11 protein-coding genes are annotated in these 12,187 nt (G+C 64.7%); 9 read left to right on the top strand and 2 right to left on the bottom strand.

Features of this window, described 5'->3' with window-relative positions; translation table 11 throughout:
• Nucleotides 1-67 precede the first annotated feature (67 nt).
• From ACGYKA_RS16560 to ACGYKA_RS16600, 9 genes are all read left to right on the top strand, one after another.
• Nucleotides 68-1,633, top strand: coding sequence for an ABC transporter substrate-binding protein (locus ACGYKA_RS16560; RefSeq protein ID WP_394418323.1), 1,566 nt, complete (start codon nt 68-70; stop codon nt 1,631-1,633).
• Between the two features lie 66 nt (nt 1,634-1,699).
• Nucleotides 1,700-2,686, top strand: a complete 987-nt coding sequence (locus ACGYKA_RS16565) for an ABC transporter permease (RefSeq protein WP_394413689.1) — start codon at nt 1,700-1,702, stop codon at nt 2,684-2,686.
• A gap of 12 nt (nt 2,687-2,698) precedes the next feature.
• Nucleotides 2,699-3,622 carry an ABC transporter permease gene (locus ACGYKA_RS16570; protein WP_168613040.1) on the top strand — a complete coding sequence of 308 codons (924 nt, stop codon included), beginning with the start codon at nt 2,699-2,701 and terminating at the stop codon, nt 3,620-3,622.
• A gap of 9 nt (nt 3,623-3,631) precedes the next feature.
• Nucleotides 3,632-4,597, top strand: coding sequence for an ABC transporter ATP-binding protein (locus ACGYKA_RS16575; protein ID WP_394413686.1), 966 nt, complete (start codon nt 3,632-3,634; stop codon nt 4,595-4,597).
• On the top strand, nt 4,594-5,631 hold the full coding sequence (locus tag ACGYKA_RS16580) for an ABC transporter ATP-binding protein (protein WP_394439240.1): 1,038 nt from the start codon (nt 4,594-4,596) through the stop codon (nt 5,629-5,631). The genes ACGYKA_RS16575 and ACGYKA_RS16580 overlap by 4 nt, the downstream gene beginning before the upstream one ends.
• 5 nt (nt 5,632-5,636) lie before the next feature.
• Complete coding sequence (locus tag ACGYKA_RS16585) at nt 5,637-6,269, top strand: flavin reductase family protein (RefSeq protein WP_168613626.1); 633 nt, start codon at nt 5,637-5,639, stop codon at nt 6,267-6,269.
• The gene (locus ACGYKA_RS16590) at nt 6,269-7,009 is read left to right on the top strand and encodes an aspartate/glutamate racemase family protein (RefSeq protein ID WP_168613627.1); all 741 of its coding nucleotides are present in this window, start codon (nt 6,269-6,271) and stop codon (nt 7,007-7,009) included. The genes ACGYKA_RS16585 and ACGYKA_RS16590 overlap by 1 nt, the downstream gene beginning before the upstream one ends.
• A gap of 12 nt (nt 7,010-7,021) precedes the next feature.
• Nucleotides 7,022-8,227, top strand: a complete 1,206-nt coding sequence (locus tag ACGYKA_RS16595; protein WP_394413680.1) for an amidohydrolase family protein — start codon at nt 7,022-7,024, stop codon at nt 8,225-8,227.
• The gene (locus tag ACGYKA_RS16600) at nt 8,212-9,690 is read left to right on the top strand and encodes a chlorohydrolase family protein (protein WP_394413676.1); all 1,479 of its coding nucleotides are present in this window, start codon (nt 8,212-8,214) and stop codon (nt 9,688-9,690) included. The genes ACGYKA_RS16595 and ACGYKA_RS16600 overlap by 16 nt, the downstream gene beginning before the upstream one ends.
• Nucleotides 9,691-9,787: 97 nt before the next feature.
• On the opposite strand, the gene ACGYKA_RS16605 is transcribed toward ACGYKA_RS16600, so the two are convergent.
• Together ACGYKA_RS16605 and ACGYKA_RS16610 are read right to left on the bottom strand one after the other, a co-directional pair.
• A complete protein-coding gene (locus ACGYKA_RS16605; RefSeq protein ID WP_271689001.1) occupies nt 9,788-11,206 on the bottom strand; it encodes an amidase family protein in 1,419 nt (472 codons plus the stop codon).
• A gap of 146 nt (nt 11,207-11,352) precedes the next feature.
• On the bottom strand, nt 11,353-12,159 hold the full coding sequence (locus ACGYKA_RS16610) for an IclR family transcriptional regulator (RefSeq protein WP_271689002.1): 807 nt from the start codon (nt 12,157-12,159) through the stop codon (nt 11,353-11,355).
• Nucleotides 12,160-12,187: the final 28 nt, after the last annotated feature.

The raw sequence follows: 12,187 nt of genomic DNA on the forward strand, positions 1-12,187 counted from the left end.
GCCTAGCTTTAGTCGCTGTGATGCAGGTCCGCTGTGCTCGCAGGGCGGCACGAACAGGGAGATAACAATGACACCGCGCAAATTTCTATTCACCTCGGCTCTGGCACTCAGCTGCGCCAGCATGGCGCAGGGTGAGACCTTCCGCCTAGGCACCAATGGCGACCTCTACGGTCTCGACCCGCATTCGATGACCGACAGTTTCACCGTCTCATTCTTGAACCACGTCTATGAGGCGCTGGTCCGCTATGACGCGGACCTCAAGATCGAACCGGCGCTCGCCACCAGTTGGGAGCAGATCGATGAGACCACCGTGCGCTACAAACTGCGCGAGGGGATCAAGTTCCACGACGGGCAGGATTTCTCAGCCGAAGACGTGGTGGCCTCGGTCAAACGGGCCGCGCACGAAGATTCTCCCATTCGCGGCAATATCGCCGGTCTGGTCGATGCCAAGATGGTCGATGAGATGACCGTCGATCTCATGCTCGACGGCCCGAACCCGCTTTTGAACAACTTCCTGACCAATGTGCTGATCTTCGACAGCGGCTGGCTCGAAAAACATGATGCGCTTGACCCGATCGACGCGCAGAAGGGCGAGGAAGGCTACACCACCTCCAACGCCAATGGCACCGGCCCCTTCCGCTTTGAATCCCGTACCCCGGACGCGCAGACCGTGCTGACCGTGAACGAGGATTGGTGGGACGAGCCGCAGCACAACCTGACCCGGATCGAGCTGAACCCGATCAACTCCGATGCGACCCGCGTGGCGGCGATGCTCTCGGGCGAGCTGGACATGATCGTGCCCTCGCCCTTGCAGGACGCCAAGCGGATCGAGGCGACCGAAGGTATGCATGTGCTCGAAGCGCCGGGCCTGCGCGCGATCATGATGGGCATCAATATGTCCGACACGTCGAACAACCCCAACCAAGACGACAACCCGCTGCAAAAGGTCGAGGTCCGTCAGGCGCTGGTTCATGCGATCAGCTATGACCTGCTGCGCGACAAGATCATGCGCGGCAAATCCCGCAATCTCGGCGGTTTGCTGGCCCCGCAGGTGCCGGGCTTTGACGAAGGGGTCGATGAAATCCCCGCCTATGATCCCGAAAAGGCCAAGCAGATGCTGGCCGATGCCGGCTACCCAGAAGGCTTCAGCCTGAACATGAACTGCCCCAATGACCGCTATGTCAACGACGCCGCGATCTGTCAGGCGCTGGCGGCGATGTTTGCCCGCGTCGGCGTCAAGGCAGACCTCACGGCAGAGACCAAGGCGATCCACTTCGAGCGCGCCCGCGCCAATGAGACCGACATGTTCATGCTGGGCTGGGCCACGCTGCCGATGCTCGACGGCTTCTCGGTGCTCTCGGCGATGCTGCACACGCCCGAAGGGCAGATGGGCACATGGAACCCCGGCGGCTATTCCAACCCCGAGGTCGACCGTCTGACCAAGGCCGTGGCGACCGAGCTGGATGCCGAAAAGCGCATGGAAATGATGGTCGAAGCCTTCCGCATCGCCGATCAAGAGGTGGCATGGTTGCCGCTGCACGCCCAGCCCTTGTCGTGGGCCGCGCGTGATGCGGTGAAGATCACCCAGACCGCGGATGACAAACCGCGCCTCTGGCTCGCCCGGATCGAGTAACCTGCCCCCGGGCGGGCGCCCCTCCCCACGCCCGCCCACCGATAACCTTGCCAGCCGGAGGCCAGCATGTTCGCCTTTCTTATCCGCCGCATCATACAGGCCGCGCTGGTGATGCTCGTCGTCGCCTCGATCGCCTTTCTGATGTTCCGCTTTCTGGGTGACCCGATTTCCAACCTTCTGCCAGAAGACGCCACCGTGCAGGACCGCGCCGAGATGCGCGAGAAACTGGGGCTCAACGACCCCGTTCTGGTGCAATACGGGCGTTTCATCGCAGATGCGGCGCAGGGCGACTTTGGTCAGTCCTATCGCAACAACCGCCCCGTCTCGGACCTTCTGGCCGAACGCTTTCCCGCCACCGCCGAGCTGGTGCTGGTCGCCGCCGGTCTGGCGCTGGCACTTGGGGTGCCCTTGGGCATCTACACCGCCCTCAACCCGCGCGGCTGGCTGAGCCAAGGGTTGCAGGTGATCTCGCTCCTAGGGATCTCGGTGCCCACCTTCGTCACCGGCATTCTGCTGATCCTCGTCTTCTCGGTCTCGCTGGGATGGTTGCCAAGCTTCGGGCGCGGCAAGGTGGTCGATCTTGGCTGGTGGACCACGGGGTTCCTGACGGTATCGGGCCTCAAGGCGCTGATCCTGCCCGCGATCATGCTGGCGCTGTTCCAGATGACGCTGATCATGCGGCTGGTGCGGGCCGAGATGCTGGAGGTGCTGCGCGCGGATTACATCAAGTTCGCCAAGGCCCGCGGCATCCCGAACCGCATGCTGCATTTCAAATACGCGCTGAAGAACACGCTCATTCCGGTAATGACGATCTTTGGTCTGCAACTGGGCGGGCTCATCGCCTTTGCCATCATCACCGAAACGGTCTTTCAATGGCCGGGGATGGGCTTCTTGTTCATCCAAGCGGTGAACTTTACCGATGTCCCCGTCATGGCCGCCTATCTGGTGCTGGTGTCTTTCATCTTCGTCGTCATCAACACGCTGGTCGACCTTTTGTACAACGTCGCCGACCCGCGCCTGCAGGCCGAAAGAACGCCCGCGCGCGGCGTCTGAGGAGGTTTCCCTATGTCAAACTTCATGCCCATGCTCTACGCTTTCTGGGACAGCGATATCACCTACAGCTTCCGCAAGTCGCGCGTGGCGGTGATCTCGGCGCTGGTGCTGCTGGCGATGTTCCTCACGGCGATCTTCGCCCCGAGCCTTGCGCCGCAGGACCCGTTCAACATCGCCGAACTGGACCTTTTCGACAGTGAGTTGCCCCCGGCCTGGGCCGAGGGTGGCAGCGCCGCCTACCTGCTTGGCACGGACACGCAGGCCCGCGATGTGCTCTCGTCGATCATGTACGGGATGCGGATTTCCCTGCTGGTCGGTTTCGCCAGCGTGATCCTTGCCGCCGTGATGGGCGTGGCGCTTGGCCTTTTGGGCGGCTTTCTTGGCGGGATCGTCGATGCGGTGCTGATGCGGATCGCCGATGTGCTGCTGAGCTTCCCGCCGATCCTCGTGGCGCTTTTGATCAACGGCATTCTGCGCGGTGCGCTGCCCAGTTCGGCGCAGGCCGAGTCGGCGCTCATTGTGCTGATCCTGTCGATCGGGCTGACCAATTGGGTGCAATATGCCCGCACCGTGCGCGGCTCGACCATGGTGGAACGCCGCAAGGAATATATTGAGGCGGCGCGCACGCTTGGCACCGGCAAGCTGGCGATCATGATCAAACATATCCTGCCCAATGTGCTGGGCCCCGTGCTGGTCATCGCGACGATCAACCTCGGCATGGCGGTGCTGACCGAGGCGACGCTGAGCTTTCTGGGTGTCGGCATGCCGCCCACCCAGCCCTCGCTCGGCACGTTGATCCAGATCGGCAACGAATTCCTGTTCTCGGGCATCTGGTGGGTCGTCGTCTTTCCCGCCGCGGCATTGGCGATCCTTGTGCTGGCGGTCAACCTGCTGGGCGACTGGCTGCGCGATGCGCTCAACCCCAAACTGCGCTGAGGTAATCCCATGTCACTTCTCGAACTGGACAACATCGTTGTCGAATTCCCCACCCGGCGCGGCCCGCTGGAGGCCGTCAAGGGGCTGAGCCTCGACCTCGACGAAGGCGAGATCCTTGGGCTGGTGGGTGAATCCGGCGCTGGCAAGTCGATCACGGGGGCGGCGATCACCGGGCTGATCGAACCGCCCGGCCTGATCCGCACGGGCGAGGTGCGGCTGCGCGGCGCGCGGATCGACAACCTGCCCGCCGACAAGATGCGCCGCATTCGCGGTAAGGAGATCGGCGCGATCTTTCAAGACCCGCTGACCAGCCTCAACCCGGTCTATACCGTGGGCGAGCAACTCATCGACACGATGCGCGTGCATCTCGGGCTCGACCAGAAGACCGCCCGCCAGCGGGCCATCGACTGGCTGGCCGAAGTCGGCATCCCGGCCCCTGAGGCGCGGCTTGACCAATACCCGCACCAGTTCTCAGGCGGGATGCGGCAGCGGGTGGTGATCGCGCTGGCGCTCTGTGCCGAGCCCAAGCTCATCATCGCGGATGAGCCGACCACGGCGCTCGACGTCAGCGTGCAGGCGCAGATCCTTTCCCTGCTTAAGCGGCTCTGCCGCGAGAACGGCACGGCGGTGGTGCTGGTGACCCACGACATGGGCGTGATCGCCGAGACGGCGGACCGCGTTGCGGTGATGTACGCCGGGCGGCTGGTTGAGATCGGCGATGTGAAACAGGTCATCGAAGAACCGTTGCACCCCTATACCCGCGGCCTCATGGCTTCGATCCCGCAGATCGGCATCCGCGACCGGCGCCTCACGCAGATCGAGGGCGCCATGCCCGGCCTGCGCAACCCCGCGCCCGGCTGCGCCTTTGCACCGCGCTGCCCCCGGGCGATGGACCATTGCCACAGCATCCGCCCCTCGCCGCAGGACGCCGGCACCGGCCAAGTCGCCTGTCACCTTTACGGAGAGACGTCATGACCCCCCAGATCACCCCCGACGACATCCTCAGCGTGCAGAACATCTCCAAACGCTTCGACGTGTCCGAACCCTTCCTCAACCGGCTGCTGGAACGCCGCCCGCGCCGTATCCTCACGGCGGTGAACGACATCAGCTTCGACGTGCCGCGCGGCAAGACCTTTGCCGTGGTGGGCGAGTCGGGCTGCGGCAAATCCACCGTGGCGCGGCTGTTGATGGGATTGCACAGCCCGAGCGGCGGCACGATCCGCTTCGAGGGGGACGACATCACCCATATGCCCCCCGGCAAACCTGCCGCCCTGCGCCGCCGGATGCAGATGATCTTTCAAGACCCCTATGCCTCGCTCAACCCGCGCTGGCGGGTGCGCGACATCATCGGCGAGCCGCTCAAGAACTTCGGCATCTGCAAGACCCGGGCCGAGGTCACCCGCGAGGTCGAGAAACTGCTGAGCCAGGTCGGTCTGAACCCCGCCGATGCCAAGAGATTCCCGCATGAGTTCTCCGGCGGCCAACGCCAGCGTCTGTCCATCGCGCGGGCGCTTACGACACGCCCCGAACTGCTGATCTGCGACGAGCCGACCTCGGCGTTGGACGTGAGTGTGCAGAGTCAAATCCTCAATCTGATGAAGGACCTGCAAGACGAGTTCAACATGAGCTACATCTTCATCAGCCACGATCTGGCGGTGGTCTGGTACATGGCCGATCTGTTGGCGGTGATGTATCTGGGCAAGATCGTCGAGGTCGGCCCGAAGGAGGAGATCTTCGGCAACCCGCAGCACCCCTATACGCGCCTGCTGATGGAAACGGTGCCGAAGCTGACCGTTGGCGGCGCCGAACGCGCGCCCGTGGCAGGAGAGGTGCCGAACCCGATCTCGCCGCCGCCCGGCTGCGCCTTTCACCCGCGCTGCCCGATGGCGAATGACACCTGCCGAAACGTGGCCCCCGCGCTCAACCTGCGCGAGGGCGGTCAGAAGTCGGCTTGTCACGCGGCGGACGAGGGGCGGCTGAAGCCGTGGCTTCGGTTGGCGGCGGAGTAGGGGGGATGGAGTTCGATTTCACCACCCTGCCAGAACGCGACCGCTACCGGCTGCTGTCGAGCTTCGTGGCACCGCGCCCCATCGCGCTGGTCACCACGTTGAGCGCCGATGGCGTGCCCAATGCCGCGCCGATGAGCTTTTTCAACGTCTTCTCGCAGGAGCCGCCGATCGTGATCCTCGGCATCCAATGCCGTCCCGATGGCAGCATCAAAGACACGGTCACCAACATCGATCGGCGTCAGAGCTTCTGCGTCAATATGGTCGACATGGCCTTGGCCGAGGCGATGATCACCTGCGGCATCAGCTATGCGCCGGACGTGGACGAGATCGCGACCGCCGGGCTGACCATGACCCCCGCCAGCCAGATCGACGGTGGCTGGATCGCGGAAAGCCCCTGCGCCATGGAATGCGTGGTCGAAGAGACCATCCGCTATGCCCGGCGCGAGATCATTCTGGGCCGTGTCGTGCAGATGCATGTGCGCGACAACTGCCTTGACGAGGCGGGCCGCTATGTCCGGCCGGAAAATTACCAGCCCATCGCGCGGCTGCATGCCGACAATTACATCACCTCCGACCGGCAGTTCGAGCTCAAGGTTCCCGAGACGCCGCCGGTTGGCGTGACACAGAAAGCCAATTGATGAAAATTCACCTGATCAATCCAAACTCGACCGCGGGCATGACCGAGGCCATCGCCCGCACCGCCCGCGCCCAGGCCGGGCCGGGGGTCGAGGTCGTTGCCGCCACCGCACGGGCGACACCGCCCAGCATCGAAGGCTATGCCGATGAGGCGCGCGCCGTGCCCGCCATGCTCGACGCGATTCTTGAGGCCGAAGCGGCGGGGGCTGCGGCCCATGTGATCGCCTGTTTCGACGATCCCGGTCTCGATGCCGCCCGGGCCGTGGCCAAGGGGCCGGTGATTGGTCTGTGCGAAGCCGCGCTCATTGCAGCCGGGCGGATCGCCAAACGCTTCTCGGTCGTGACCACCTTGCCCCGGGCCGTGCCGATCATCGAAGACCTTGGCGACCGCTACGGCTGTGGCCGCGCGCTTTGCGCCGTACATGCTGCCGACATCCCGGTGCTCGACCTCGAATATGCGCCGGTGCAGACCCTGCCGCTGATCGCCCGCAAGATCCGCCAGACGGTTGAGGAAGACCGGGCCGAGGCCGTGGTGCTGGGCTGCGCGGGCATGAGCGCGCATCTAGAGCAATTGGGCCGCGACGCGGGCGTGCCGGTGATCGACGGTGTGGGCTTTGCCATCCGCATGGCCGCTGGCCTTGCCGCGACCGGGCTGGTGACCGCCAAGACCGGCGCCTATGCCCTGCCGCGCGTCAAGCAAGCCGCCGCCCCGCAAGCGCGCGTCGCCCCTCTGACACGATAGACAGGACAAGACATGACCAAGCCTTTGCTGCTTAAGAACCTCCGCCTCATGGGGGCGGATGCCGCCGATGTGCTGATCGAAGGCGGGCGCTTCGCGCAGATCGCGCCTAAGATCACGCCGACCGGGGAGGTCTCCGTAGAGGATTGCGGCGGCGCGCTGGCGCTGCCGGGCCTCGTCGATGCGCATGCACATCTCGACAAGACGCTCTGGGGCATGCCCTGGCACCCGCATCAGCAGGGCAAAAGCTTGCAACAGATGATCGACACGGAGCGCAAGCTGCGTCACGAGTTGGACATGGACGCAGAGCGGCAATCGGCACGGCAGGTGGCGCTGGCGCTGTCCAAGGGCACCACGGCGATCCGCAGCCATGTCGATATCGACACCGAACATGGGTTGAGCCTGCACCGGGGCGTGGCCGCCACCCGGGCGCGCTATGCGGATGTCATGCAGATCGAGACGGTCGCCTTTCCGCAATCGGGCTTGATGATCCGCCCCGGCACGCTGGAACTGATGGACGAAGCCCTGCGCGAGGGCGCCGATATCGTCGGCGGACTCGACCCCTGCGGCATCGACCGTGACCCCAAGGGGCAGCTCGACGCGGTGTTTGGACTGGCGGAGAAACACGGCAAGCCGATCGACATCCACCTGCATGAGCCGGGTGAGATGGGGGCGTTTAGCCTTGAGATGATCCTCGACCGGACCGAGGCGCTGGCGATGCAGGGCAGGGTGACGGTCAGCCACGCCTTCTGCCTCGGCATGGGGGATCAGGCGCGGGTGGCGGGGCTGCTCGACCGAATCGCGGCGCTGGAGGTCTCGCTGGCCACCACCGCGCCCGCTGCGCGCCCGGTGCCCTCGGTCGCCGCCTGCCGCGAGCGCGGCATCGCGATCTGCGCGGGCAACGACGGCATCCGCGACACTTGGACCCCTTACGGCAACGCCTGCATGTTGGAGCGCGCGATGCTCGTCGGCCTGCGCAACAATTTTCGTGCGGATGTGGAGGTCGGCTGGGCGCTCGACACCTGCACCACCGAAGGCGCGAAGGTGATGGGGCTTGAGCACTACGGCCTCGCCCAAGGCTGCCGCGCGGATCTGATGTTGGTCGATGTCGAAGCGGTCTCGGAGGCCATCACCCAACGCCCGCCGCGCCGCTTGGTCCTATCGGGCGGCCAAATCGTGGCCCGCAATGGCGAGACGGAGGCGGCATGGCAGAGCGCTTGAAACGCAGCGCCCTGACCGCCGCTTGGGTCGTGGGGCATGAGGACGGGCAACATTGCCTTTACCGCAATGGCACCGTGGTCGTGGAAGGCGAAAAGGTGCTGCACGTCGGCCATGACTTCGCGGGCGACGTGGCCGAGACAATCGACTTCGGCGAGGCGCTGATCGGGCCGGGGTTCATCGACCTCGACGCGCTGGCCGATCTCGACACCACTGTGCTTGGCTATGACAATCATCCGCCGGAGTTGAAGGGCCGCGTCTGGCCCGAGAGCTACATGGCCGCTGGCCCGCGTGAGATGTACACGCCCGAGGAACTGGCCTTTCAGAAACGCTATGCCTTCACTCGGCTGATCCGCAACGGCATCACCACGGCGCTGCCCATTGCCTCGCTCTTTTACCGCGCTTGGGGCGAGACGACAGAGGAATTCGATGCCGCGGCAGAGGCGGCGGCGGACCTCGGGTTGCGGGTCTACCTCGGCCCCGCCTATCGCAGCGGCAATCTGGTGGTGAATGAAGATCGGCAAATCGGTTTCCACTATGATGAACCGCGCGGCTTTGCGGGGCTGGCCGGGGCCGAAGCCTTTGTCGCGCGGCACGAGAATACCCACGGCGGGCTGATCCGCACCATGTTGGCCCCCGACCGGATCGAGACCTGCACGCCCGCGCTTCTGCGCCGCAGCGGGGCGGCTGCCCGCGATCTGGGCGTGCCGATCCGCCTGCATTGCTGCCAGTCGCGGCTGGAATATGATCTGGTGCTGCAACAGCATGGCAAAAGCCCGTTGGAACTGCTGCGCGATACCGGTTTTTTTGCTCCGTCCACAATCCTGCCGCATGGGCTGTTCCTGTCGGGCCTCAACGGCATCACCCATGCCGCACCTGATCTCGAAATCCTGACGGCCTCCGGTGCCGCCCTTGCTCATTGCCCGCTGGTGATGGCCCGTAGCGGCAAGATCATGCAGTCCTTCGCACGATTCCGCGACCTTGGCGTCCCCATCGGTATGGGCACCGACACGCATCCCGCCGACATGATCCAGAACATGGCTCTGGGCGTGATGACCGCCCGTATCGCGGAGGGTGATCCGACCGCCGTCCGCGCCGCCGACTTCTACGATGCCGCCACCCTCGGCGGCGCTGCGGCGCTGAACCGCGCGGATCTGGGTCGGCTGGCTCCGGGAGCCGCCGCCGACCTGAACGTCATCCGGCTGGACAGCCCCGACATCGGGCAGCGCATCGACGCCATTCAGACGATCCTGCTTAACGGCTCAGGCCGCGACGTATCGGACGTGATGATCGCGGGGCGGTTCGTCATGCGCGATGGTGCCATCCCCGGCGTCGACGATATGGCCTATCACGCCAAAGCGCAGGGGCAGTTCGACCGGATGGTCGCGCAATATCCTGACAGGACGTTGTTCCATCCCCCGGTGGAGGAAATTTTCACGGGCAGCTACGGGGTCAAAGGCCCATAGCCGCTGTGGACGAAGCCTGCGACCGCCTGAGTTACCGCTAGCCGTTGGCCCGCCTCACAGTAGATGCGGGCCATCGGCGTCACGCTTTGAGGCTACTTCACGCCCCCCACAACCGCGTGCAAACCGGGGCAATCTCACCTTCGATCGCGGCCATCGCGTCAACGATCAGGTCCTCGCGCCAGCGGCGGCCTGCGATTTGCACGCCGATGGGCTGCGGGCCTTGGGGCAGTTCCGCGATATGCGTGGGGATGTTGCCCGCGGGCAGGCCGGTGAAGTTCATGACGAAGGACCAAAGCCCCTTCCCCAAGACTTCGCGCACGCCCTCCGGGCCTTCGGTGTCGCGCCCGGCGGTGAAGAAGGGGGCGAACATGAAGGGGGTCAGCACGAGGGGGTAGTCCTCAAGAAACAGCGACCATTCGCGCGCGTAATGGGTGCGTTTGGCCAGCATGGCAAGCTGTTCGGTGCCTTTGAAGGGCGGGTATTCGGCGTAGTAATCCTCAAAAATCGCCTTCAGATCGTCGGAGCCGTGGGTTCGGATGTCCTCGCCCATCAGCGCTTCGACTTCGCCCATCAGGGCGCGATAGCCGTTTTTGCCGGCTTCATAGGCAAGGGGCGGTTCCACCTCTTCGACGGCGTAGCCTGCGTTGGACAGGGCAGAGGCGGCTTTGTCGAGTGCGGTGGCCACATCCGGATGCAGGCCAAAGCCGAAATCATCGCGGGTGAAGGCCACGCGGATCGGGCCTTCGATCGGCGCGCCGCGCCAGGGCAGAGGCACATGGAAGGGGTCGCGCGCATCTGCGGCGATCAGGCTTGGCATCGATAGATGCAGGTCAGCCGCCTTGCGCACGATCAGCCCCTGCACCGACATGGATTGCGCCAAGAGACCGCGCTCGGCCTTTTGGCTGGGGTTGTAGGCGGGCACCCGGCCTAGGCCCGGCTTGACCGTCACCGCGCCATTGGCCGAGGCGGGGAAACGCAAGGAGCCGCCGATGTCGTTGCCATGAGCCAGCGCGCCGATCCCGGCCATGACAGCCGCGCCCGCGCCGCCGGAGGAGCCGCCTGCCGACAGATGCCGCCCCCAAGGGTTGTAGGTGCGCCCATAAAGCGGGTTGTCGGTATCGGCGCGAAAGGAAAACTCCGGCGTGTTGGTGCGCCCGATGACGATGGCACCCGCCTGTTTGAGGTTGCGCACCACCGGCGCATCCTCGGGCGCGATGATGTCTTTGAAGGCGGGGACGCCGTTGCTTGTGGCATGGCCCTTTTGGTCGACGTTGATCTTGATCGTGACCGGAACACCATGCAGCGGCCCTTTGGGCGCGTCGCTTTTGTCGAGGGCGGCAGCCTTGGCGCGGGCCTCATCGGCGAGGGTCTCGACCACCGCGTTCAAAGCCGGATTGACCTCCTCCATGCGGGCAATCGCCGCCTCGGTCGCTTCAACCGCCGAGAGTTTTCCTGCGCGGGTCGCGCTTGCGATTTCCTGCGCGTCCCATTGCCAAAGCGGTTTACTGTCGGTCATTCCGGTTCCTTTCGTTCAGTCGTTTTCAAAGCGGCATCCGCACCCTGATGGCGCGAACTTCGGAGAAAGAATTTAGCAACGCAAGTAAATTCGCGGCGAAATGCGTTGTCGGCGGTGCGGCTGGCTACATTCGAGGCTTTCAGCGATCACCCGGCCATGATGGCGCTGGCGGCCTCTATGGCGAGGGGGGCAGCCTTGGCGACAAATTCCTCCGGCGTGTATTCCGAAAGGGAGCCTGCGAGATGTATCGCGCTGAGCGGCGCGCCGTTCCGGTCGGTGATGGCGACGCCCACCGCGACCTCGCCCAAGGCATATTCATCACAGACCACGGCAAAGCGGTTTTCGCGGGCGATGCTAAGCTCGGCTATGATCGCTTCGGGGTCGGTCTTGGTGCTGGCGGTGAAGGGGTGCAAGGGCGCGCGGGTGAGGATTTCGCGCGCCGCGTCATCGGGAAGCTGCGCCAGCGCGGCACGCCCGCCAGCGGTGCAGAAGGTCGGCACGCTATGGCCCACGAGGGTGGCGAAAAAGGTCTCGCGTTTGCTTTGCATGCGCAGGGCATAGATCAGGCGCGTTTCGTCATAGAGGCTGAGATCGACCCGCTCGCGCAGGGATTTGCGCAGTTCCAGCAGGACTGGCGTGGCTTTCTGCACCACGGGGTCGAGCCGCAGCAGATCAAGCGTGTGATCCAACAGTCGGATGCCGGGCAGGTATCCGCGATCATCCCCGCTACGCCGTATATACCCGCTCTTCGTGAGCGTATGCACAAGCCGTTGGGCTGCGGATCGGTCGATGCCTGCGGTCTTGGCGATGTCGGAAAGGGTCATCGGCCCGGTCGCGTTGTGAAAGGCGCCCAGCACCTGCATTGCGCGATCTGCCGCCCGGACGAACAAACGGTCGTCCTCTGCCTGATTCTGCGCCGCCTGCGGGGCATCTTCACGGAAAAATCTACTCATAAATGTCCTGTAGTTGACGAATCGTTAA

The sequence above is a fragment of the Sulfitobacter sp. 1A15106 genome (assembly GCF_043556995.1).
In the GTDB taxonomy this organism is placed as follows: Bacteria; Pseudomonadota; Alphaproteobacteria; order Rhodobacterales; family Rhodobacteraceae; genus Sulfitobacter; species Sulfitobacter faviae.

What these genes read in the sequence shown, in the direction of transcription:
- ACGYKA_RS16575 (WP_394413686.1), top strand. Translation starts at nt 3,632, where the DNA reads ATGTCACTTCTCGAACTGGACAACATCGTTGTCGAATTCCCCACCCGG.
- ACGYKA_RS16570 (WP_168613040.1), top strand. Translation starts at nt 2,699, where the DNA reads ATGTCAAACTTCATGCCCATGCTCTACGCTTTCTGGGACAGCGATATC.
- ACGYKA_RS16600 (WP_394413676.1), top strand. Translation starts at nt 8,212, where the DNA reads ATGGCAGAGCGCTTGAAACGCAGCGCCCTGACCGCCGCTTGGGTCGTG.
- ACGYKA_RS16605 (WP_271689001.1), bottom strand. Translation starts at nt 11,206, where the DNA reads ATGACCGACAGTAAACCGCTTTGGCAATGGGACGCGCAGGAAATCGCA.
- ACGYKA_RS16565 (WP_394413689.1), top strand. Translation starts at nt 1,700, where the DNA reads ATGTTCGCCTTTCTTATCCGCCGCATCATACAGGCCGCGCTGGTGATG.
- ACGYKA_RS16585 (WP_168613626.1), top strand. Translation starts at nt 5,637, where the DNA reads ATGGAGTTCGATTTCACCACCCTGCCAGAACGCGACCGCTACCGGCTG.
- ACGYKA_RS16560 (WP_394418323.1), top strand. Translation starts at nt 68, where the DNA reads ATGACACCGCGCAAATTTCTATTCACCTCGGCTCTGGCACTCAGCTGC.
- ACGYKA_RS16590 (WP_168613627.1), top strand. Translation starts at nt 6,269, where the DNA reads ATGAAAATTCACCTGATCAATCCAAACTCGACCGCGGGCATGACCGAG.
- ACGYKA_RS16580 (WP_394439240.1), top strand. Translation starts at nt 4,594, where the DNA reads ATGACCCCCCAGATCACCCCCGACGACATCCTCAGCGTGCAGAACATC.
- ACGYKA_RS16595 (WP_394413680.1), top strand. Translation starts at nt 7,022, where the DNA reads ATGACCAAGCCTTTGCTGCTTAAGAACCTCCGCCTCATGGGGGCGGAT.
- ACGYKA_RS16610 (WP_271689002.1), bottom strand. Translation starts at nt 12,159, where the DNA reads ATGAGTAGATTTTTCCGTGAAGATGCCCCGCAGGCGGCGCAGAATCAG.